Origin of the sequence: Trichocoleus sp. DQ-A2 (genome assembly GCF_039961915.1) — a bacterium.
Taxonomy (GTDB): domain Bacteria; phylum Cyanobacteriota; class Cyanobacteriia; order Cyanobacteriales; family FACHB-T130; genus FACHB-T130.
Map to the genome: position 1 here is coordinate 165,570 of NZ_JAMPKD010000002.1, position 24,250 is coordinate 189,819.

The following is a 24,250-nucleotide window of genomic DNA, read 5'->3' on the forward strand; positions in this document are numbered from 1 at the left end:
ATTAATTGTGAACTGCCGCAAGATTATCTCTGGCGACTGTAGCGTCCAATGAGTTCTGCTGCTGCCAGAATATGACCATTCATTGCCGCTTCTACCTTGTTTTTAGTGGCACCCGCTGCTAAGTCTAACAGTCGATCGAGTGCGTAGAGTTTGAAAAAGTACCGATGCGTACCACTAGGCGGGCAAGGGCCACCATAACCTAAATTGCCAAAATCATTTTTACCTTGGACGCCCCCCTCAGCGAGGTTTGCTTCGCTGGGAATGCCGCCAGGTAGATGGCGAATTTCAGGTGGGAGATCGTAGAGAACCCAATGGACAAAAATGTCTCCAGGCGCATCCGGATCGTCAACGATTAAAGCAAGGCTCTGAGTACCCTCTGGCGGGGAATTCCAGCTAAGAGAGGGGGAAATATTTGCGCCGTCGCAGGTGTATTTAGACGGAATTACACTGTTTTCAGTAAAAGCCGTACTCTCAAGTTTCATCGTCTTTAGTGTCAGAGATTGACGATTGATAGGGGTGATTGGCGAATCGTTCTTACTTGCAGAACTCTAAGCGCTTGGCGGTAGTCCTGCTAATGCCAGTAGATTAGCGTTTTGGCACAGGGTAATTCTTCAACCAATAGGCTTAGCCACAGAAATATTCTGCGATTTACTGGTAGTCGATCACGATGGCTTTAGATGGTTTAGGGTAAAAGTTGTTCATATTCATCCATTCCATATAGAGATAGAACTAGAGGAGGATGCGATCGCATCCTCCTCTAAACTTTGCTCGCTCCACCCCAACCACTTCATCTGGCTTGTTCCACAACCATAGTGTGAGACGCGATCGCGTTCGCTCAATCAAAATAAATATAGATAAGACAATCGATTCAGCACAACGCATGACCACAACCGCAGTCAATCCCTATCTAGATGGCAACTTTGCGCCAGTACGGGAAGAAATCGCACCCACCAACTTGAAAGTAATCGGCGAACTACCCCCCGATTTATCCGGGATGTTTGTGCGGAATGGCCCCAATCCTCAATTCCAACCTATCGGCAACTATCACTGGTTTGATGGGGATGGAATGCTGCACGGAGTGCGAATAAATAACGGCAAAGCTCAATATCGCAACTGTTATATCCGGACGCGGGGATTTAATATTGAACGCGAAGCGGGTAAGGCGATTTGGACGGGTTTGATGGAACCGTCACGAGGTAACAATCCCTACAATTTCCCTAAAAATACCGCTAACACGGCTCTAGTGTGGCACGATGGGCGGCTGCTAGCGCTTTGGGAAGGAGGCGAACCTCACGCGATCGAAGTTCCCAGTTTAGAGACATCAGGTGCTTACACGTATAATAGCAAGCTGGTTTCTGCCTTTACCGCTCATCCCAAGGTAGACGCTGAAACGGGGGAGATGATGTTTTTTGGCTACTCGTTTGCCCCACCGTACCTAAAATACAGCGTCGTTTCAGCGAAGGGTGAGCTGTTGCGAACCGTTCCCATCGACTTGCCGATGGGGGTGATGATGCACGATTTTGCCATCACCGAACACTACACAATCTTTATGGATCTGCCGCTAACTTTCAGCATGGCACGAATGCAGCAGGGTAAACCACCATTGATGTTTGAGCGCGATCGCCCTAGCCGTTTCGGCATTGTCCCCCGTCATGGCAATAACAGCAACATCCGCTGGTTTGAAAGTCCCCCCTGCTACGTCTTCCATACCCTCAATGCCTACGAGGAGGGAGATGAAGTGGTGCTTGTCGCTTGTCGGATGAGTTCCACCAGTGTTTTAACGACTGATATGACCCCCGGTGAAAATGAGGGAGATGCGGGTCGTTTGTACCAATGGCGCTTTAACCTCAGCACGGGTACGGTAAAGGAGGAAATGCTGGACGATGCGCCATCAGATTTCCCCCGTCTGAACGAACAGCGAATGGGACGACCGATGCGCTACGGTTATACCGCAAAGATGGCAAATAATCCGATGCCTTTGTTTGAAGGGGTCATCAAGTATGACTTTAAGAATGGTAAGTCCGAAACTCACGAATTCGGACGGGGACGCTATGGTGGCGAAGCGGTATTTGTCCCTCGTCCCGATGCGGCTGCTGAGGATGACGGTTGGCTAATGACTTTTGTCCACGATGATGAAGCAGACACTTCGGAACTGGTAGTCGTAAATGCCCAAGACGTGACATCTGAACCAGTAGCGCGTGTCCTCATCCCCCAGCGGGTGCCTTACGGTTTCCACGGTGCATGGGTTTCTGAGGAACAGTTAAGCGCTTCTGTCTAATTTGTGGTGAGATGCGATCGCATTCTTGAAATCGTCAAAGATGCGATCGCTACAATTAACACAACCCTAAGCTCCAGGCACCGCAATATGGTACAACAACTACCTAGCGATACCGCGCCAACTATCAAATGAGAAACGCTGCTGCGAGAACGAGGGATTAACCCCTAATGGTTGTAAAGTGCGATCGCTCTGTTGATATTGCATCCTGGATATACCGACAAACTGCATTGGCAATGGCTACTGGCTTATCGGCATCTCAATGATAAATTCAGTACCAAAACCTGAGGAAGAAACACAACTGAGTCTTCCATTGTGTTTGTTTACCACGATCTGGTAGCTAATCGATAATCCCAAACCAGTACCAGAACCTACAGGCTTGGTCGTAAAAAATGGGTCAAATATTTTCTTTTTTACATCCTCAGTCATTCCCGACCCATTGTCAGCAATTCTAATTCTGACTGAATTAGAAGAAGCCATTTCTGTGTAAACACTAATAGTAGGCTTTTTATCAGATACTTCTTCAAAGCTTCTTATTTCCTCTAAAGCATCAATTGCATTACTTAAGAGATTCATGAATACCTGATTTAGCTCAGAAGCATAACAGAATATTTGGGGCAGTTTACCGTAGTTTTTGATTACTTGAATACCAGAATGCAAACTATCTTTCTTAAGTCGATGCTGCAAAATTAGCAAAGTAGATTCGATGCCCTCATGGATATCAACTGGTTTCATTTCAGCTTGATCCAGCCGCGAAAAATTCCGCAAGCTAAGGACAATATCTCGGATGCGTTCCGCCCCTACTTTCATGGAATCAAAAAGTTTTTGCAAGTCTTCTACCACAAAATCCAACTCGATTTCTGATATCGCTTTCTGGATTGCAGGTGTGGGATTTTGATATTCTTGCTGATAGACACTAATTAAAGCAAGTAGGTCTTGAATATAGTTATTGGCATAGTCAATATTGCCATAAATAAAGTTGACAGGATTATTAATTTCGTGAGCAATTCCGGCAATCATCTGTCCCAAACTCGACATTTTTTCGGTTTGAATGAGTTGGGATTGAGTTTGTTGTAGTTCGCGTAAAGTCAACTCTAGTTTTTTAGCTTGTTCTCTCAATTGAGCTTCTGATTTTTGTTGTGCCAACTCGGCTAGCTTGCGGTCGGTAATATCCAGCGCTGTCCCTAACAACTTAGTCACCTTACCAGAAGCATTGCAAGTGGGTTGCCCTTTAATAAAAATATATCTAATAGAACCATCTGGGCGAAAAATTTTTAACTCTAACTCATAAGCCTTCCCGCTTCCAATCGCTAAATCCACTGATTTTAACCATAGGTCAACGTCATCTGGATGAATCAGGTTTTGATGTTCCCTGAAAGTGGGTTCGGGTTGTTCGGGGTGGAGACCAAAAATCCGGAATAGTTCATCGCTCCAATTAATTTCTTGCGTTTCTATATCAAATTGCCAGCTACCCAGATGTGCTATTCTCTGAGCTTCTGCAAGCCTAGCTTCTTTGAGTTTTAATTCTCGCGTGCGCTCCTGTACTCGGTGTTCTAAAGTACGTGAATAATCTTCTAGTTGCTCGTTAGCTGTAGCTAAATTAGTATAAAGTAGAGCATTTTCCAGAGAAATAGCGGCTTGAGAAGATAGCAATTTTAATACTTCCAGCCGGTTCGGAGTAAATGCACTAACTGTTAAATTATTTTCCAAGTAAAGAATAGCAATCAGCCTGCCGTTATTAATGATAGGAATACATAGGGCGGATTTCAATTTCTGATTTTGAATATAGGTGTCATTCGTAAATCTTCCCTCCCAGGCTGCATTTTCTAAAACCACCTCAGAGCGGGTTCTGGCTACATAATTAATTACTGTTACGGGTAAATCTTGGCTAGTTTCCATTGGAATAGATTGCTGCACAAATACTTCTAATGAATCTATTGATGCAGCAGCTTCAATCAATAACTTTCCATTTTTCGGTAGGATGAGAAAACCTTTTATCGCTCCGGCATTCTCAATAGATACTTTCATCAAAGAAGCAAGCAACTTGTCGAGCACAATTTCCCCAGAAATTGCCAGGGATGCTTTCATCACCGTGGCTAAATCCAGCACCGAGACTTCACCACTGGTAGTCATCTTTGAAGTTGTCGCAGTATCTTCGCTCAAGTTTGTATCTGTTGATTGCATCTGGGACATTAAGTATGGATATTCTGTTTCCAACTCTTTAACTTTGGCGGTTGCTCCCCAGCGAACATAGCCATAATAGGACTCACTCATATGATCTCTAGCAATTTTCTCTCTTCCCAGAGCTAGATAAAATTCAGCTGCCCGCTCATAAGCTAAGGCTTCTTCTTGGATATATCCCTGAATTCTGGCTCCATTTATCGCTCGGTCATAATACTCCATTGCTTTGAGTGTTTGACCTGAAACTCGATAAATCTCTGCTTGTACTAACTCATACTTATGCTGGGAATTTGTGGGGGCATGAGTTGCCCATTGCTGCATTTTTTCCTGATTCTCCGCCACAATAGCCATGTATTCTTGTTGCTCTGTGGCTGTAAGGGCAGGGTACTGGGCAAGGAGGGCTAAAGAATAGTAGAAATTATATTCAACAAATACTACCAGGGCTGTGATAGGTTGGGTATACTGCGATGCTGCTCTAGCATTTTCTATTGCTTTATCGTAATTTTTAAACAAATAGGCCAGCATCGATTTATAAAAATATACAGCAAATACAGATTGCAAATTATTGGTTTCAAATAAATGGGGTAACATTTCTATTTCATCGAAATATTTACCAGATAGGTAAGATTTTTTAGATGATTCGTCAATCAAATTAGAAACAACTTGTCCACCTATGCTGGCATAGTAAAGCTGAAATTCTTTTTTAAACTTGCCGATCATTTCAATATAGTTAGCTTGTTTCTGTGTAACAATTTCTAGATACTCGCCAGCTAGAAACGAATGTTCGCAGTAGAATAGGGCAGAATGACAAGCAAATTCTACATCACCGACTTCCAGCCCACTTTGAATTGATTGCTGCAATAACTCTATTGTTTCTCTAATATGCTCTTTCCAATGTAGAATACAAGCACAATAGCTGCTGTATATTTTTGATTTAATTTCTTTGGCATAAAGCTTATCTAATAGATGAAAAGCTAGTTTGCCAAATTTATATCCGGAATCAATATCTGCCATTGGCCCACATAGAAGCAAGCCATAAGTGCTATAGCCATAGATAGCTAGGGAGGAATTCCCGTATTGGCTACACAGCTTGACCATTGTGTAGACAATTGGTAACGCGATCGCGCTACTTGAGATAAAGGCAGGAGGAGAAATTGTTATCAAAATCTTCATAGCTGCCATTTTATAAGGGTCGGTCATTTCTGGAAGGTTATAACAGTCCTCAATATTTAGGTGTGGCGAAGGTTCTTGCTCTAAGGGCACTTCCAACATTTCCAAAACTTGCTGACCGAGTTCTATGGCTGCTGGCAACTGATTTTGGGCAATATGATACTGAATTTTTATTTCATTAATCTTCACTCTATCTAATAGAGTTTTTGCATTTTGCAGCGCTACTTCAGCTAGTTTTTTTGATTGTTCAAAATTCGTGTTGAGGTATTCTGCTTCTGCTGCTGATACATAGAGTTTATTTGTCAGCTCGTAGTTGCAAACCCAACTGTCTGCTGCCAAGAGTCCCAAACCGATGTTGAGATAATTGACGGCTGCTTGATAAGCGGTCGCTGTACTAGCTTTCTGACCAGCAATGAGATTAAAATGAGCCAGTTCATCTCTTTGGGATTGACAGTTTAGTAATTCAGTACCAAAATTTAATTGGTTAACCAGAGCAAAAATATTTTCTTCTCTTTCTTCAGGAGAAGTATTTTCTAGCAGCAGTTGACCAATTTTTAGGTGAGTGGCTTTCTTCTCAAGGTCGGGTATAAGAGAATAGGCTGCTTGCTGTACCCGGTCATGTAAAAACTTATAGCTAATCTTTATATCATCAAGAACCAAAGTTCCCTGTTGTAACTGGTCCAAAGATAATGGAATTTTGTAAGTATCGCTTAGAGGCAAAATCAAACCTGTTTGAAGTGCATCCCACAAGTCTGTTGCTGTAGCTGATTGAGATTTTTCATTCACGATTGCCAAAACATCTAAATTAAACTGGTTGCCAATACAAGCAGCTAGTTTTAAAACTTGCTGTGTTGCATCGGGTAACTTTTGAATATTTCTGGCAATCAACTCAACAATGTTATAGTCTGTAATTCCAACTGCTTGAATTTCTTCTATATCCCACTGCCATCTACCTTGGCTGAAGTTATAAGTTAGCAGTTTTTCGGCGTATAAAGTTTTTAGTAATTGGGTCAAGAAGAAAGGATTGCCTTGAGTTTTATTAAAAAGGAGAGACGCGAGATTTTGTGTCTCTCCTCGCTCTGTACATACATTTTCATGAAGAGTATCTGCAACTAACAAGCTGACGCGATCACTATCTAAAGGTCGAAGAGTGATATTATTCACTACAGCGCCTAGAACCTGTATTTTCTCAATCGCTTGGATTAACGGATGCGTTGGACTAACTTCGTTATCGCGGAATGCTCCAATTGTTAACAGATGCTGGCTATCTGGGTCAGTTACTAACAGTTCAATTAACTTAAGCGATGCAGAATCAGCCCACTGTAAGTCATCTAAGAATAAGACTAGCGGGTGTTCTTTTTGGCAAAAAACCCGGATAAATTGTTGAAACACTCGATTAAATCGGTTTTGTGCTTCAGATGGTCCTAATTGTGTTAGAACTGGTTGTTCGCCAACAATCAGTTCTACTTCGGGAATGACATCGATAATTACCTGACCATTTTCTCCCAAAGCTGCTTCAAGCTTTTCTTTCCAAATGTCTATCTGTTCCGAACTTTCAGTTAACAGTTGTCGCATCAATTCAGAAAAAGCTTGAATTAAAGCAGCATAAGGAATGTTTCGCTTGAACTGGTCAAACTTGCCATTAATAAAATATCCTCGTACTCCCACAATTGGTTTATGGACTTCATTCACTACACTTGTCTTACCAATTCCTGAGTAACCACTTACCAGCATCATCTCAGCTGCTCCAAGGCTAACTCGCCCGAAAGCATCCATTAAGGTGGCTACTTCAGTTTCACGTCCGTAGAGTTTTTGCGGGATTAGCAGAAGGCTGGCGCGATCGCGCTGACCGCAGATAAAATCTTCAATTTCTCCTGTTGTTTCAAGCTGAATTAAACAATTTTCGAGGTCAAATTTTAGACCAGCAGCGCTTTGGTATCTGTCTTCAGCTGTCTTGGTAAGTAACTTCATCACGATCTCAGAAACAGGGATAGGAATTTCTGGCACCAACACATGAGGAGGGATTGGTTGTTTGGCAATATGACAGTGAACTAATTCCATCGCGTCGGTTGTTTCAAATGGCAGTTTCCCCACGAGCATTTCATAAAGAGTCACACCCAAAGAATAAAAGTCGGTACGGTAGTCAATAGAACGATTCATCCGACCCGTTTGCTCTGGTGACATATAGGCAAGCGTGCCTTCAATCAAATTGGGACTGCTGATTGTTTGGTTCTCTAGAGATAGACGGGATGCAATGCTAAAATCAATAATGTTAACTTCTTCCGTTTCTTGATTGAAAATGATATTGTGTGGCTTAATATCTTTATGAAGAATATTGTGAGAATGAAGTTCTCCAAGAATTTCCGAAATCTGAACTGCTATCTTAAGAACAATTTTAAAATTTATAGGTTTTTCGGCAATAACTTTATCAAGCGATTCTCCACCAGAATCTTCTAAAACTAGCGCAAATCCATTCTTATGATTCTCAAGCCCTAGGGTTTTCACAACTCCCTTAGCATTTAAAGCTTTAATAATTTCATATTCATTTTTTATCCTGGCAATATCTTTTGGACTTGGATAATTATTTTTAATTAATTTGAATACAAGCGATTTTTTATCCTGATGCCTTTTTCCTTGATAAACAACAGTTCTTGTGCCTTCGTAGATTTTATTTGTAATTTCGTATCCTGATATTAAGACCATCACTTTTACCCTTCTTGTTTAAAAAGTCAAAGAAATCTAAAATTTCTACTAATTCATTTTTTCAATGCTACATCTACGCTCGCGATCGCCTAGCGGCGCGGATGCGCGCTTCGGATGCTGCGATGATTCGGCTGTTCCCGAATCGCCGCCCTTACGAGCCGCTGTAGAAGCACTAGAGAGCGCTATTGCAGACATACAGTGAAATGGTATTTGCAAAACTGCTTTTAAACAAAAAAATACCTCACTGTTAATCTTATATATCAAAAATCTATCCCAAGATAGATACAGACGCGACGTATCGCGTCTGTATGAGAAGTTACTACCTTAAAAGATTTTCCGATACACAGTGATGCGTATCCTGGGCTTCACTCAACAGGCAGATCGCGGAGTTGGCTCAAAATGGGGATATACCTCAGTTTCAAATAGGTCCTGGATTTCTTGAGACTTTTGCTTCACTAAGTTCTTGTAATCCTGACGCACAGGGATGTTGTACGTGGCTGTGCGGGGGGCGATTTTTTCCAACCACGCTGTGTGAATCGTCAAGCTAAACTTCAGTGAAGGATGGCTCAATCTACACCGGGGACCATCCTCCAGATTTTGAGCATCGAAAATCCAAATTTCGTTGCCGTCTGGCGTGAAAACGGTGCAAACAATGTAACCATCAGTTGAACTGTCTTCTGAACTCTCTTCGCCGTTGCGGCGTGGCATAAACTGCGGCGAACTGACAATATAGCCAGCAGGGAACTGATAGCGATCGCCAATCTTCAGCGACTCCTTCGACGACGTGTTTAACCGGAACAAAGAAGCGGGTATACCAGCCTCTGCAAGGCGAAGCATCTCCGTCCGCGGTACTACCCGGTACTTATAGTCTTTGTACAGGTCGAAGACAAACTGCGTCAGCAACTGCTTCCATAGCCCAAAAGAGATCCAGTAAAGATTATCCAGATGTTTCGGAGGCTTGCCATCAGGCAAGAGACTGCGATAAGCATAGAGTCCTACGCCCCAGGTACACTCAGCATCGGAAATTACCTTCGACTCCAAAATTTGACCGCTTTCTCCATCAATTACATAGCGTCCCATCCGGCTGATGTCCATCTCATCGTGTTGCATCCCACACAGGCGAGACGGGACAGAAATCTTAGGATTGTAGGCAGAGACATCATACTCGCGGAGCCATTCAGATACATCCCAAGCACAAATATGAGATGCGTGGAGGGTAATGTTTCCATCTGGATTCGCATAATCCAACAGAAAATGAGCCGCTTCCAGGGGAATCACAACCCGTCGTGCGACAACTTCAACTTCTTGCTGACTGCACGCTGGGCGCTGTCCCGCTTTCAAGTCAGCGCGGCGCACGATGTACACGACAGAATCAGCTAACTCTCGAAGTGTAAGTAAGTCTCTGATGAGTCTTTTGGTCGCCTTACTTTTGGGGATAGGGTTACTGAGCAACTGCTCTACCCCAGTCGTGAAGGCTGTGTCCATCAGCACCAGATAATCTTCTGTCAACCCAATCTGATGGATAGTTTGCTTAATCTTGACGGGGGTTCTATCTGGTAATACCAGCTTCCAGCGCTCTAAGTTATTTACACCATCCCAACGGATCAAATAGACGAAATCTTTAAATTCTATGTTGGTAGTTCTCTCAAGCAACCTCATATAAAATTCCAAGAGATTTTGAGAGATGGTAGAGAATGTCTTGAGAAAATCTTGCACAAAGTTTTGCGCTTCGATAAACCGGGCAAGTTCTTTGAGGAGTTCCTCGATTTGTTCTGGAAGTTCATCCAGATCGTAAATTAAAGGGATGGTTTGGAGAATATTCGCTACTGATTTGCCGTAATTGACCGTAAACATTTCGCTTTTTTCAGGGTCAAAAACCGGATGTGCGGTACTCAAAACGGGTGGAAAGGGAAACTTCAAGGAAGTTTCGGATTGCCACTCTGTATTGGCTCCAATCGGAGTTACAACCTCCAGCGTTTCGGTATCAATTTCGTAGGGACGACCAGCATCATAGGTTACTAGCAGACGCTCGTTGGCATCGTCTCGAAATTTAATGGGCAGAAAAGCTGTATTCAACTCGTTGCGGAAGCCAAGAGAAAGAGAAAATCGCGAAATGCCATGATTGCGAAATTGATACTTGACATACTCGCTTCCAGGTCGGGTTGCTTTATCAGCGTAGTAACATGGCGGCTTAACCAGCCGTGTTTTCAACCCCACTTCGCCTTGGCGATCGAAGTCAAGCCGATAAATCATCCCATCGCCAGCCAAGAGGGAAGTTCCGTCAGCATCTGGAGCATCTCCGGAGTTGACAGAGCCTACTGGCGCAACGATAAAGACGTGACCCTGCAAATCATCTGGTAGCTCTCCATGAATCTGCATTTTGATGTCGCTGAGTTCGTAGCGATTTGCCGTCATTATTGACTCTGGAACTGGCGGACAACAGCTTGGTACAGCTTGAATTGGGTCAAGAATTGGTTCTTTCATGTTATTGGTGTCTGTGTTTCTATTGAAGAAAGCAAGATACTCAAGAAATTGCTGAAAATAATCATCAATTAACAAATTCGCGCAAGATACAACTTTGTTCGACCTTCCTAAAAAGCAGGTTAAAGGAGCGCATACGTAATACCATTCAGGCTTATGAATGCAAAATTTGAAGAATTAAAACTGCCTATAGGCAAGGCTTCCGCAATCCAACATTCAAAATCTTAAATGGTATAAGTTGTACAAATTTAGACTCCCTAAAAAAGAAGGGTTCTAATGTTCAAAGTTGTAAATTGTGTAAACTTGACTCCTTTTAAGCTGTCTGGTTTGCACAGCCGGTACAGCATCGGAAATTATCCAATTTACTCTGCAAACTCCCTATCGGGTCAGGGTTAAATCCGAGCGTTTTTAAAGCGATGCAGAACCTCCTCTGTAGATAACTGATATTTACCTACAAATGCCTGGATTCATTTTCCGTTCGTTGGATATTATTTTTAAGCAATTTTCGTACTGAGACGCTGCGCGATCGCAATCTAGCACAACACGATCCTCGATTATCTGTTTTAACAAGTCTGGGTAATTGCAGATAATCTTGACAGCCCAATTAATTTGTTTTGGAATAATTAATGATATGTAAGGTGAGCGTTGCCCACCCTACACCTTACTGTTTAAGCGCTAAAGTATTTAGCTGCGGGGTGATAGGCGATAATCGCAGTCGTAGATTGTTCGGGATACAGTTGTTCGCTTTCATCCATGTGAAGGTTGATGCGATCGCTTCCCAGTAACTCCAACAACTTATACTGATCCTGAATATTCGGACAAGCCGGATATCCAAAACTATACCGACTCCCCTGATAACGCTGCGCCAGAATATCCCGAATATTATCCGGTTCCGATGCAGCCAAGCCTAACTCCCGTCGGATTCTGGCATGAAGCCACTCCGCCACAGCCTCCGCTGTTTGCACCGCCAAGCCGTGGAAATACAAATAATCGCTGTATTGATTATTTGAAAACAACTTCTGCGCGAACTCCGTCGCAATATCCCCCACAGTCACCGCTTGCATCGCAAATACATCAACCTGTCCCGACTCCACAGGTGCAAAGAAATCAGAAATACACAAACGGCGCATAGACTTCTGACGAGGAAAATTGAACGTTGCCACAACCTCTCTTTTCTCTTCCTCTGCGCCTCTGCGGTTTATAAACTCCGGATCGTACAAATGTAGCGAATTTCCCTCAGCCTGACACGGAAAATACCCGTAAACAACTTGCGGATGTAGCAAATTATCCTCTACAACCCGTTGTTTCCATTCCTTCAAAATTGGGTAAACCTTATCCTCTAAAAACTGATTGTACTCCTCACGAGACTGTTCCTTCGGCTTGCGGAATTGCCACTGTCCAGCAATCAAAGCCTGCATATCCAGGTACTCAAACACTTCCTCTAACGGGATATCTTCAGGCTGTAATAATTTCGTCCCCCAGAAAGGCGGAGTTGGACGCTCAATTTCAATTGCCACAGCCTCAGAACGCCGCGTATCTACTTCTACAGGTTGAGCTTCTTGAGTGCTATTTTCTAATGGCACACGAGACGCCTCCTCTAAAATAGGCGCATGACCATTTTCCTCAACTTCATCCAAAAATCCCTGCAAATCATCCCAATTTCCAGAAGATTTTGCAGGCATTAATTTATCCATAAAATGCAGATCTGAAAAAGCATCTTTGCCGTAAATCACCTTACCCTTGTAAGTGTTTTGGCAATCTTCATGGACAAATTTAGGAGTTAGCGCTGCACCGCCTAAAATTACGGGGACGGTAATTCCTTTTTGGTTGAAAACCTCCAAGTTTTCTTTCATAAAAGCGGTTGATTTTACCAGCAAGCCGCTCATTGCAATACAATCAGCTTTGTGCTGCTCAAAAGCATCAACAATGTTATCAACAGGCTGTTTGATGCCAATATTAACCACCTTGTAACCATTGTTTGACAAGATGATATCCACCAAGTTTTTACCGATGTCGTGGACATCTCCTTTCACGGTGGCAATTACTACAGTTCCTTTGGCATTATTTCCAGCATCTTTCTTTTCCATGAATGGCTCTAAATATGCCACTGCTGCTTTCATGGTTTCCGCCGATTGCAATACGAAAGGCAACTGCATTTGTCCGGAACCAAACAACTCGCCTACTACTTTCATGCCATCTAGCAAGAAGGTGTTAATGATATGCAGAGGCGCATATTTCTCTAAAGCTTTGGTGAGTTGTTCCTCTAGGCCGATGCGTTCGCCGTCGATAATGTGACGCTTTAGACGTTCTTCTACAGGGAGATTTTCATCACCAGAGCGATCGCGTTTCGTTGTTTTCCCTTCAAATAGCGTTGTCAATTCTCCCAGCGGATCGTAGGTGCAGATGTCCCCATCAAATTGCCGCTCATCGTAGATTAACTTGCGGCAGACTTCTTGATGCTCTGGCTCAATTTTCGCTAGGGGCAGAATTTTACTGGCGCTGACAATTGCTGCATCCATCCCCACCGCCATCGCTTCGTGCAGAAACATGGAATTCAACACGACTCGCGCCGCTGGGTTTAAACCAAAGGAAACGTTAGAAACCCCCAAGATAACGTGGCAACCGGGAAGTTCCTCTCGAATGCGGCGGATGGATTCAATGGTCGCTTTTCCATTCGCTCGGTCTTCTTCGATACCCGTAGAAATCGGCAGGGCAAGGGTGTCAAAAAATATTTCGTGGGCGGGAATGCCATGTTCGACAGCAGCACGATAGGCACGTTGTGCGATCGCAAACTTTTTCTCAGCCGTCCGTGCCATCCCCTCCTCATCAATCGTCCCAATTACAACGCCTGCACCGTACTTCTTCGCCAACTCCAACACCTTGAAGAAGCGCTCCTCTCCATCTTCATAGTTAGTCGAATTCAGCAGGCACTTGCCTCCGGAAACCTTTAAACCCGCCTCCATCTTTTCCCATTCTGTGGAGTCGAGCATCAAGGGTATTGTGACATTTGTTACTAGCCGTGACACCAATTCATGCATATCCCGAACGCCATCGCGCCCGACATAATCCACGTTGACATCGAGGATGTGCGCGCCTTCCCGCACCTGCGACTTTGCTAAAGACACTAACCCATCCCAATCTTCTCCATTCAGCAAGTCGCGGCACTTCTTAGAACCACTCGCATTCAACCGCTCGCCCACAATCAGGAATGAATTATCCTGCTCGTAAGGCTGGGCGCTGTAAATTGACGCTGCCGCAGGCTCATAACTAAAGTGGCGCTCTTTTGGCTTCAGAGTTTTGCCAATTTCTGCTAATTGTTGAATATGCTCAGGGCGCGTGCCGCAACAGCCGCCAATTATCTGCACGCCCCAATCTTCTACAAAGTGCATCAGCGCCATCCGCAATTCCATCGGCGTCAGCTTATAGTGAGCATGACCGCCAATGTTTTCGGGTAAGCCAGCGTTAGGAACGCAGGAAACCACAAACGGGGAGTGCTGGCAAAGATACTTGATATGCTCAGCCATCCGATCTGGCCCCGTGGCACAGTTCAGTCCGAGAATATCAATCGGGTAACGTTCCAAAATCGTCACTACGGCGCTAATCTCAGAACCGACGAGCATTGTACCCATCACTTCCATCGTCACCGACACCATCAACGGGCGTCGTTCTCCCTTGCGCTGAAAGACTTCCTCAACCGCATTCAGTGCTGCCTTGATTTGCAGCACATCCTGACAAGTCTCGACAAGAAATAAATCGACGCCGCCGTCGTAAAGCGCCTCAGCTTGCTCTTCAAAGGAAGCTTGCAGTGTGTCAAAGTCAATATGTCCCAGCGTTGGCAGCTTGGTCGTTGGCCCTATCGAACCCGCTACAAACCGGGGTTTCTCTGGGGTCGAAAATTCCGCCGCCACGCGCTTCGCCAGTTCCGCCGCCTTCTTATTTAAATAGTAGGCTTGATCCGCCAGGTCGTACTCTGCCAGTACAATCGAGGCACCGCCAAAAGTATCTGTTTCAATCACATCGGCACCGACTGCCAAAAAGTCCCGATGCACCTTCTCTACCGCTTCTGGTTTGGTGTGTACCAGATACTCGTTACAACCTTCGTATTCTGGCCCTCCGAAGTCGGCGGCGGTGAGGTTTTGTGTTTGGAGGTTAGTTCCCATTGCGCCATCGAAGACGATGACAGGACGTTCAGGACTGTGGAGGCGAGTCAAGAAGGGGCTGGTCATAGATGGCGGCGTCTTTAGGAATAGGTAGTTGCGTTAGGCTTTGAACGATCAGCTTAATCTATTTTGCAGACTTTCTCGTTTTCGGAAGTAACTAAAACTATGAAAGTGCAAGACTGTAACGACGTCTTTTGTTCCATAGCAGTCATTTCCTCAAGAAGTCAGAATCTATTTTAACCGAGATTAGTAGTTTAATTGAGCAAAGCTAAGCCATCAGTCTGAAACCTGCTTTGCATTTATTTAAGGCAAGACTTAGACAAAATTTGCAAAATCCCGGCTCCGAGGAAGGGGAAAGATCGCGTCTTCCAGTCAGGTTGAAGAAAGCCTGAGTAGACTTTTATAAAGAATTGATGAAGAAAGCGATCGCTCCTGATTAAACTGCTTTTTTTATTAGTAAAAACAAGAGTTTTTGTGAAAATTAAATTATGCTAACTTTGCATCTAGGAGGGGGTTTCCTGTCGTTATTTACCCTGACCATCGTTTTCCCCTTAAATCCCTGTTTTCAAGGAAGATTTTTCCGATTCTCCTCAAGTTATCGGGGAATTAGGGGAATTTTAGGTCTGGCAACTTATTTAGGCGATCGCTACTTGCCCCTCGCTCTCCCTATCCTGTGTTTTATACTAAGCATGAATACTTACCTACATTGAAGGAAGCAGCTAACGCTTGCCAGTGTAGTTAAACTGAGATAACAACGCAGCAACAGCGCCCCAATGTAGCCTATGTCTCCTGTTACTTTTGACCGCACTCCCTGTGTTTTACTTGTCGAAACCGACGAAATTCTTGTCCAACGTGTCAGCATGGATTTGCGAGAGGCTGGATATACAACTGTGGTTGCACCAGACACCACCAGTGGTTTTCATCAAGCTTGCGAACTTCAGCCAGCTTTAGTCGTCGTAGATCGAGTGCTAACAGGAGATTCTGGACTGAAATTGTGCAACCAACTGAGGAATGCCGGTTCTCGCGTGCCAGTGCTGCTGTTGATGGCTCGCGATACTGTAGAAGATCGAGTTGCTTGTCTAAATTCGGGTGCCGATGACTACTTCCTCAAACCCTATCGCACAGACGCTTTTTTGCAACTGGTGCGCCTCTACTTACAGCCGGAAGCGGGTGCTAGCGAACAGTTACGGTTTGGCGAACTGGTTTTAGACTTGTCTACTCGCAGAGCGATGCGGAATGGGCGAGTAATTGACCTGACAATGAAGGAATTTGAACTTCTAAAATATATGATGTCGCATCCCCGTGAGGTTTTAACCCGCGAACAGATTCTAGAAAATGTTTGGGGATACGACTTTATGGGAGAGTCGAATGTGATTGAGGTGTATATCCGTTATTTGCGTCTCAAAATCGAAGAAGAGGGCGAGAAGCGCCTGATTCAGACAGTGCGAGGTGTCGGATACGTTTTGCGGGAAGCTTAGGTTTTGAGTTTTGGGCGTAAATATCAAGGATTAAGGATGAATTTGGACTGGAGAGAGCAGCGCTTAGGCACATCTGCCAAAAGCGATCGCAATATGAAAAAGCAGGCAAGTTTAGTCGTCATGATGCTGGCAGTTTTGCTGATGGGATGTTCGGCATCGGTGCCATCAACCTCCTCTCAGGGTAGGGGACCCGCGCAACCATTGCAGCAGGCGTCGCCAGTATCAGCACCGACATCAGCACCGACGACCCCTGCACAACAAGCGCAGTCATCACCGGAAGCATCACCCGCACAGAATAAGATGGGTCAAACTTTGCCAATTTCAGCCAAGGCAACGATGGCAGGTCAGGTGATTCAGCTGGAAGTAGCGCGGACACCCCAACAACAGCAAATGGGGTTAATGTACAGAACATCTTTGGCGGACGATCGCGGGATGCTCTTTCTTTTCAATCCACCGCAACCGATCAATTTCTGGATGAAGAATACCCTCATCCCCCTGGATATGGTTTTTATGCTAGATGGAGTGGTGAAAGAGATCGTTGCCGATGTCCCTCCCTGTAAAACCAGTCTTTGCCCCACCTATGGTCCCAATACACCCGTTAACCAGGTGATTGAACTCCGGGGAGGACGCGCTGCGGAACTTGGTTTGAAGGCAGGCGATCGCGTGACCATTCAGTAACTCAATACTAAGACAGACCGACTTTCTGGCTGTCTTTTATAGTCCTTATCGAAACGATTTAAAAATTTACTCGTTCTTTTAACCTATTTGTCGCAAAAATAAGCTACTCTTTCCCAAGAGAGAGTTTAAGACTGCAAATTTCAATTATTGTTACGCTTAAACCTAGATTCTCGCTTCCAGAGACATGGTTCTTCCAAGAATGAGAGTGCTTTGCCTGGAATTTGGTGTGAGGTGAGAGGCATAGACGCTCTAGGCAAGCAAATCTCTCCTAATACAGAGGGATTTCAGTGAATTGCTAAAGAAAATATTAAGCAAAGTTCACTAGCAACAGTCGGCTAAGATTTCAGAAAAAAGGGAGTGAGCCTAAGTTTTTAGTCTTATTCTCTAGGTCAGCCCGGAAGGGATGCCTAAAGTCCTGAATCTAGTATGAGCATTCTTCTGTTAATACCCATACCGGCTGCCGTAATTGTCACACCAGGCTGGTGATCTGAAACACTAGCGTTACAGTGAGTAGCGGCAAAATAGTATAAAAGGAGTCGAGTAAAGGTGGACAGATAAAATACTGACTACCGTTACTCAACAAACCAAGGTTTAAATTACAAAATAGATTCAACAAAGGGGGTAAAAGCCATCATGGCACCTACGAATTTTTCTCGATTTCTCCGTTTTCTTCAAGAAGATTTAGCAATATCTAAGGCATCGATTGCGATCGCTTTGCGGCGTCGGGAACAAGATCCCGGTCCATTGCCAATGATTCTATGGCAATACGGTTTAGTAACGTTGGAGCAGTTAGATCAAATCTATGACTGGTTGGAAACTGCATAAGGCTTGATGATTCGGCGAGGAGCAAGAAAGTCATGTCAGAGCAATTGGGCGTCGGTACTTTCCCGACCCATCCGCGAAGACTTAAGAAATGTTCTCAATTACAATTTACTCCACCAAAAAGAGCGGGTCAAATATTTGACCCGCTCTTTTTATTTGTTAGTTTTTAAAAGTTAGTTTTCCTTATAATCTGCCTTTATAAATGCTCCTTGGCAATGAGCGATCGCTTTTATTATCATCCCTGTTAAACGAAGAACAACAACGTGCTGAAAGATTAGCGGAACGCTTACGCCAGATGGGGGTTAATCCTGATGAAGTGTAGTTGGTGAAGAAGGGGACGCGATCTCAGTTCCCAAAATCTCTAACTTGTGGATAGGGGAAGAGATAGAGAAGGGCGATCGCTGTGCATACTCCAAATTTGACTTGACTCAAACGCGATCGCTCTGTAGCCACCTCACAGAGTGATGCAAAATATCAAGTTTTTGGAACCTTCCAGCCCTAACCGGAGCTTGGTGGTAATATTGTCAATCAAGCTAGGGGTGCCTGGATTCACAGGCTGAGATTACACCCTTAGAACCTGAGTCCGGCTAATACCGGCGGAGGGAAGCTGTTAATTGAGGAATTCAATATGCGGACTGAATGGATCGCTAAGCGGCGTGGACAGAGCAACGTCTCTCAAATGCACTACGCCCGTCAAGGTGTGATTACTGAAGAAATGCAGTATGTAGCACAGCGGGAAAAGCTCCCAGTTGAGCTGATTCGGGATGAAGTGGCGCGAGGACGAATGATTATCCCTGCCAACATCAACCACACCAACCTAGAACCGATGGCGATTGGTATCGCCTCGAAGTGTAAGGTGAACGCCAATATCGGCGCTTCTCCCAACTCTTCCAATCTGGATGAAGAAGTCGATAAGCTAAAGCTGGCAGTCAAGTACGGCGCTGATACCGTCATGGACTTGTCCACTGGCGGAGGTAATCTGGATCAGATTCGCACGGCAATTATCAACGCCTCGCCGGTTCCCATTGGCACCGTGCCAGTTTACCAAGCCTTAGAAAGCGTCCACGGAACGATTGAAAACCTCACCGCCGATGACTTTCTTCACATCATTGAGAAACACGCGCAGCAGGGGGTAGATTATCAAACTATCCACGCCGGGATATTAATTGAGCATTTGCCATTAGTGCGCGATCGCATCACCGGGATTGTTTCTCGCGGCGGCGGCATTCTCGCACGCTGGATGTTGCATCATCACAAGCAAAATCCGCTTTATACCCACTTCCAAGACATCATCGAAATTTTCAAAAAATACGATGTTTCCTTCAGTCTGGGAGATTCCCTACGTCCCGGTTGTCAGCATGACGCCTCAGATGCCGCTCAATTAGCCGAACTCAAAACTTTAGGACAATTGACCCGCAAAGCCTGGGAACATGACGTGCAGGTAATGGTGGAAGGGCCAGGACACGTCCCAATGGATCAAATCGAGTTTAATGTCAAAAAGCAGATGGAAGAGTGTTCAGAAGCGCCCTTCTACGTGCTGGGGCCGTTGGTCACAGACATTGCCCCCGGTTACGACCACATCACCTCCGCGATTGGCGCAGCAATGGCTGGTTGGTACGGTACGGCGATGCTTTGTTATGTGACACCCAAGGAACACTTGGGATTGCCGGATGCTGAAGACGTGCGGAATGGATTAATCGCCTACAAGATTGCAGCTCATGCTGCCGATATCGCGCGGCATCGTCCAGGGGCAAGGGACAGAGATGACGAACTCTCTAAAGCTCGTTACAACTTCGACTGGAACCGCCAGTTTGAATTGTCCCTCGACCCCGAACGCGCCAAAGAATATCACGACGAAACTCTGCCAGCAGATATTTACAAAACTGCTGAATTCTGCTCGATGTGCGGCCCCAAATTCTGCCCAATGCAGACAAAAGTGGATGCCGATGCTTTGACAGAACTAGAGAAGTTTTTGGCGAAAGAACCAGTAACCCAAAGCTAGTTCTTTTAAACGCAAAGTAACGCAGAGCATAATTACTTTGCGTTACTTTGCGAAAACCTTTGCTTCCTTTGCGTTGAAAAACCTTATCTGAGTTGACGCGATCGCTCCTGAATCTCTGGAATCGAGAATACTGCCTGAAATTTTAGCCCAACTGACTGATAAAACTCCGCTCCCCCCTGCTGCCTGTCTACTAGCGAAATCACTTCATCAACGCTGTATCCGGCATCTCGCAGCCGCTCAACGGCTTTCATGGCAGATTGCCCTGTCGTGACAACATCTTCCAAAACGACCACTTTCGCACCTGTAGGGAGAATCGGGCCTTCTATATAAGCTTGTGTGCCGTGTCCCTTTGCTTCTTTGCGAATAATTAGCGCCGGTAACGGTCGATTTTCATAAGCAGAAACTACACTCACCGCCGTTACAATCGGATCGGCTCCCAGTGTCAATCCAGCCACTGCCTGGGTATCCATCGGCAACAACGATAATAGAATCCGACCCGTTGCCAAAGCTCCTTGGGGATGCAGTGTGACTGGCTTGCCATTAATGTAGTAAGAACTGCGCTGCCCCGAAGACAGTACAAAATCTCCCTCTTTATAAGCCACATGGCAAAATAAATCTAGCAGTTGCTGGCGTAGCGTTGTGAGATCGGCAGTAGCATAAGAGCCAGTTAAATCAGTCTGGGATTGGATTTCGTGGGTCATCACTAGGAGAGAAAAAGAGTAGACATATTACAATTTGACCAACAATCATCCTAAACTTAAACTGAAGAATAGTATTCAGCCAAAGTTGAGGGACGAGATGGGAATGCGCTTGACTAATTTCATAAGTGTATTGGTTCTCAGTGCCGCTACGACTGTCATTGCCTCTAGCGCGATCGCTCAGCCAACACTCTCTAACTCCCAGTCAGGAACTTTTAACTCGATTCCAGACTTGTTTAATCGAGCTATCAGTGAAACCTCTGGAGACTTTTTCGGCAACCAATCTTACCGACGGGAGCTGAATTTCATTATTGGCCCTAGCTTTCCAGAAAACGAAATCGAGCGAGACGCTAAGACAGTAGATAATCTTTACCGGGAACTACTCTGGCAGCAAACTTCCAGTGACTTTATTATTCGCACTCCCGATCTCCCGAATCCTTTCAACAGTTCAATTCTGCAAAGTCCAGCTATCAATGTAAACGTTACTGGTACTGGTAGACCCGTAACAGGCAGCGAGTTCGTGTTTGAGAATCCCCCACAGCCTTAAATCAGAAAAGAAGAAAAGACAAACAATCTTTGCTTGTCTTTCTTCCTTCTACTGTTTTTAAAGTTCAAGATTTAAACAAAGTAATAGGGGCTTGTTTTTTATAGACTCTATTTTTTGAACTGAAATAGAGGTTACAACTTACTTTGTTCAGTTGCGTTCCAGCATTTGATAACCTTTGGTTTCTCAGAGGTTTTGCTGAAATTTCTGAGCAAATTAAATTACCGAGATACTTAAATTAATTAGGTTCTTGATGAGCGCGAGCCGCTAGTAAACTGCATTTATCCTGAGCGGATTGCACTTCCCCATAGAGCAATTCTAGGAAATTTACTCAAAGAATACCGAATTTATAGGAATGCGCCCTACCGGAATCGAACCAGTCTGAAGGCGAATTATGAGTTCGCTGCCTCCCCAATCGGCCAAGGGCGCGTGATTGATTTCGTTGCCAAGATTGCTGGCTGGATTGTTATTTTATACAATTATGCACGCTAAGTCCACTCGAAAGCGGATGCGTAGTATGATTCCTGATAATAAATTATAAGCGCTGTTTTCTAAAATAGAGATGAATTAGCAGCGTGACATTAACCAATTCGCTATCATAGGTTCCACTGCTGTCAGTCGTAAGCTATGTATAGCAGTTGATCGGTGTCGCGGCAATTTTTGTAGCTTGAGCAACCAATGAAACTAAATTCAACTGTCGCACTTACGTTAATTTTGCTTGCTATGATGTTAGGCGCTGGCTTTGTAAGTGCGATGTGGGGGTTTACTGTAGGTCATGAAGCCCTTAAAGGAGTAACGCAGCCGGATGTGCGCCCTACCAATAAATTAGCTGGGACTAAGCGGGCAACTCCTGGTAAAGAAGGAGTAGCAATTTTGCGCGAGGTTGATATCCTGGCAAGTGTCAAAGCACAAATGAGCGGCAAGGCTAAACCTGTTATTAAGCCTGAACAGAAGGAAGCGGAAACCACAAGCGACAGCAAGCCTAACACTCCTGAGGAAACCTCTGAGCAGGACAGTAAACAGCAAAATTTCCCGATTACCAGTCAGGACAAGGGCGTGAAGCTGGAGATAGGCTCAGCGCGTCAGCAAGGAGGTTCTTTGTTGCTGAATGTGAGCCTGAAGAATGAAGGAGGGAATGCTGTACGGTTTCTGTATAGCTTCTTAAATGTAACGGACGACCAAGGTCGAGCTTTAAGTGCTGTGACTGAAGGGCTGCCAGGAGAATTGCCACCGAATGGGCAAAGCTTTTCGGGGACGGTGAGTATTCCCACGGCTTTACTGGAAGACGCTAAGCAGCTTTCATTGACTCTGACAGATTATCCAGATCAAAAACTCCAGCTGAAAATGTCTGGAATTCCAGTGGTGAAGTAGGCGTTAGGTGTTAAGTGGTCGGTAATAGGAGCTGTCTCTGTATGATGACCGTACAGGGGGTAGAGGATTCTACCCACTACTTATTACCGACGACCGATTACCGACAATTCGTTGCCCATTACCCAATACCCAATACCCTGGTTACGGATGGATACCCCCGTGTTGGCGATCTTGACGGTGAATGCTTTTCCTAGGCTCACCGCGCAAGACGTTTTGCTGCGATTATTATCGGTGCTACTACTGATTGCGATTAATGGTTTTTTTGTCATCGCTGAGTTTTCGATAGTTTCGGTGCGGAGATCGCGTATCAATCAACTAGTCGAAGCGGGCGATATTCAAGCAAAAACGGTTCAGAACTTGCAAGGCAGCATAGAGCGCCTGCTTTCTACTACTCAACTGGGGATTACTCTGTCTAGTTTGGCTCTCGGCTGGATTGGTGAGAGTACAATGGCAATCCTCGTGTCTGCTTCAATCGCGCACTTACCTTTATCTTGGGAGGTCAAAGCAGCGATCGCTCATTCCCTTTCGGTGCCAGTTGCTTTCTTCCTGATTGCCTATCTACAAATTGTTTTGGGTGAACTATCCCCGAAATCAGTGGCACTGCTTTACTCAGAACAGATGGCAAGGTTTTTGGGACTGCCAATCAGAGCGATCGCCCGCTTTTTCAACCCATTCATCTGGATTCTCAACCAATCGACACGCTTACTCTTGCGGCTGGTAGGCATTCAGTACACTGGACAAGGCTGGTATACGCGCGTTACCCCCGAAGAATTGCAAATGATTATCACCACAGAGCGCGAATCTACGGGACTGGAAGCTGAAGAACGAGAGTTGCTCAACAACGTGTTTGAGTTTGGTGAGGTGTTGGCGGAAGAAGTCATGGTTCCCCGCACCAGCATTGCCTCTATTCCCTGTGAAGCCACTTTTCAAATCTTTCTAGATGAAATTACTACCACGGGTCACTCCCGCTATCCCGTCACAGGAGAATCCCTTGACGATATTCGCGGCATTATCTACTTCAAAGAGTTAGCTGAACCTCTAGCCAAAGGCGAACTAACTTTAGATACACCAATTCAGCCTTGGATTCGACCCGCTCGATTTGTGCCGGAAGGACAGCCTTTAAGCGAACTTTTGCCGATGATGCAGCGAAGTCACCTGGCAATGGCGATCGTTGTGGATGAATTTGGCGGCACCGCGGGGTTAGTAACAATTGAGGATTTGATTGCTGAAATTATCGGCTACGAGCCAAAAGCTGAGGATAAAGAAGAGTTAGCTGTGCAAATTTTGGATGAGCAAACTTTTCTGGTACAAGCACAGATGAATTTGGAAGAAGTCAACGAATTTCTCGATCTCAACTTGCCCTTGATTGATAAATACCAAACCTTGGGCGGCTTCGTGCTTTACCACTATCAGAGAATTCCTACCCAAGGTGAAACCTTGCGCTTTGACAACCTTGAGCTGACTATCGTTTCCGCCGAGGGTCCTCGCCTGCACCAAATTCGCATTCACCGACGAGAGGCGACAGTTGCTAGCAATGAAACTAACGGGTCTGATGTCTCAAATATGTCAGATTCAGATGGCTCAGATTCAAATGTCTCAGATGCCAAGGTTGCAGCGGATGACACCAAGAAATCAGAAATAACGAATCAGGAATCAGGATCCAGCAGAAATTTTGAATGATCGCGTT

Annotated in this window: 16 protein-coding genes, 1 tRNA gene and 1 riboswitch; of the genes, 9 read left to right on the plus strand and 8 right to left on the minus strand. The window is 44.9% G+C overall.

The genetic code is table 11. The features are described from left to right. Positions 1-23: 23 nt before the first annotated feature. Complete coding sequence (locus NC997_RS02195; protein ID WP_190415089.1) at positions 24-482, minus strand: YbhB/YbcL family Raf kinase inhibitor-like protein; 459 nt, start codon at positions 480-482, stop codon at positions 24-26. A 247-nt stretch (positions 483-729) separates the two neighbouring features. After that, complete coding sequence (locus NC997_RS02200) at positions 730-882, minus strand: hypothetical protein (RefSeq protein WP_190529424.1); 153 nt, start codon at positions 880-882, stop codon at positions 730-732. On the opposite strand from NC997_RS02200, the gene NC997_RS02205 reads away from it, so the two are divergent. Further along, entirely contained in the window at positions 881-2,278 is a 1,398-nt protein-coding gene (locus NC997_RS02205) for a carotenoid oxygenase family protein (RefSeq protein ID WP_190529426.1), read from the plus strand. The genes NC997_RS02200 and NC997_RS02205 overlap by 2 nt on opposite strands. A 237-nt stretch (positions 2,279-2,515) precedes the next feature. Here NC997_RS02205 and NC997_RS02210 read toward each other — a convergent pair whose 3' ends face one another. The 4 genes from NC997_RS02210 to metH form a co-directional block, all read right to left on the minus strand. After that, positions 2,516-8,329, minus strand: coding sequence for an AAA family ATPase (locus NC997_RS02210; RefSeq protein WP_242031486.1), 5,814 nt, complete (start codon positions 8,327-8,329; stop codon positions 2,516-2,518). A 48-nt stretch (positions 8,330-8,377) separates the two neighbouring features. Beyond that, positions 8,378-8,524 carry a hypothetical protein gene (locus NC997_RS02215; RefSeq protein ID WP_348257757.1) on the minus strand — a complete coding sequence of 49 codons (147 nt, stop codon included), beginning with the start codon at positions 8,522-8,524 and terminating at the stop codon, positions 8,378-8,380. A 174-nt stretch (positions 8,525-8,698) separates the two neighbouring features. Continuing rightward, positions 8,699-10,813, minus strand: coding sequence for a carotenoid oxygenase family protein (locus NC997_RS02220; RefSeq protein WP_199306272.1), 2,115 nt, complete (start codon positions 10,811-10,813; stop codon positions 8,699-8,701). A 665-nt stretch (positions 10,814-11,478) separates the two neighbouring features. Further along, positions 11,479-15,036 carry a methionine synthase gene (gene metH, locus NC997_RS02225; protein WP_190529430.1) on the minus strand — a complete coding sequence of 1,186 codons (3,558 nt, stop codon included), beginning with the start codon at positions 15,034-15,036 and terminating at the stop codon, positions 11,479-11,481. A gap of 716 nt (positions 15,037-15,752) precedes the next feature. On the opposite strand from metH, the gene nblR reads away from it, so the two are divergent. The 4 genes from nblR to thiC all read left to right on the plus strand — a co-directional run bounded on the left by nblR (position 15,753) and on the right by thiC (position 19,950). Next, positions 15,753-16,448 carry a response regulator transcription factor NblR gene (gene nblR, locus NC997_RS02230; protein ID WP_190411932.1) on the plus strand — a complete coding sequence of 232 codons (696 nt, stop codon included), beginning with the start codon at positions 15,753-15,755 and terminating at the stop codon, positions 16,446-16,448. A 36-nt stretch (positions 16,449-16,484) separates the two neighbouring features. Then, complete coding sequence (locus NC997_RS02235; RefSeq protein WP_347276156.1) at positions 16,485-17,126, plus strand: DUF192 domain-containing protein; 642 nt, start codon at positions 16,485-16,487, stop codon at positions 17,124-17,126. A 633-nt stretch (positions 17,127-17,759) separates the two neighbouring features. After that, entirely contained in the window at positions 17,760-17,951 is a 192-nt protein-coding gene (locus NC997_RS02240; RefSeq protein WP_190411931.1) for a DUF2949 domain-containing protein, read from the plus strand. A gap of 522 nt (positions 17,952-18,473) precedes the next feature. After that, positions 18,474-18,570: riboswitch (TPP riboswitch) on the plus strand. A 6-nt stretch (positions 18,571-18,576) separates the two neighbouring features. Next, positions 18,577-19,950, plus strand: coding sequence for a phosphomethylpyrimidine synthase (thiC, locus tag NC997_RS02245; protein ID WP_190529432.1), 1,374 nt, complete (start codon positions 18,577-18,579; stop codon positions 19,948-19,950). 83 nt (positions 19,951-20,033) lie between these two features. Here thiC and pyrE read toward each other — a convergent pair whose 3' ends face one another. Continuing rightward, positions 20,034-20,651 carry an orotate phosphoribosyltransferase gene (pyrE, locus tag NC997_RS02250; RefSeq protein ID WP_190529434.1) on the minus strand — a complete coding sequence of 206 codons (618 nt, stop codon included), beginning with the start codon at positions 20,649-20,651 and terminating at the stop codon, positions 20,034-20,036. A 109-nt stretch (positions 20,652-20,760) separates the two neighbouring features. Here pyrE and NC997_RS02255 point away from each other — a divergent pair, with 109 nt between their 5' ends. Next, the gene (locus NC997_RS02255; protein ID WP_190529436.1) at positions 20,761-21,195 is read left to right on the plus strand and encodes a hypothetical protein; all 435 of its coding nucleotides are present in this window, start codon (positions 20,761-20,763) and stop codon (positions 21,193-21,195) included. 353 nt (positions 21,196-21,548) lie between these two features. Here the strand turns inward: NC997_RS02255 and NC997_RS02260 are convergent. Further along, positions 21,549-21,621: transfer RNA gene (locus NC997_RS02260), tRNA-Met, on the minus strand. A 249-nt stretch (positions 21,622-21,870) separates the two neighbouring features. Between NC997_RS02260 and NC997_RS02265 the strand changes: the two genes are divergently transcribed. From NC997_RS02265 to NC997_RS02275, 3 genes are read left to right on the plus strand one after another with little or no spacing between them, the layout of a single operon-like run. After that, complete coding sequence (locus tag NC997_RS02265; protein ID WP_190411926.1) at positions 21,871-22,563, plus strand: hypothetical protein; 693 nt, start codon at positions 21,871-21,873, stop codon at positions 22,561-22,563. A 41-nt stretch (positions 22,564-22,604) separates the two neighbouring features. Beyond that, the gene (locus NC997_RS02270; RefSeq protein WP_190430177.1) at positions 22,605-22,757 is read left to right on the plus strand and encodes a hypothetical protein; all 153 of its coding nucleotides are present in this window, start codon (positions 22,605-22,607) and stop codon (positions 22,755-22,757) included. Next, positions 22,711-24,243: a hemolysin family protein gene (locus NC997_RS02275; RefSeq protein WP_190529438.1), complete on the plus strand. Its 1,533-nt coding sequence runs from the start codon at positions 22,711-22,713 to the stop codon at positions 24,241-24,243. The genes NC997_RS02270 and NC997_RS02275 overlap by 47 nt, the downstream gene beginning before the upstream one ends. Positions 24,244-24,250 lie beyond the last annotated feature (7 nt).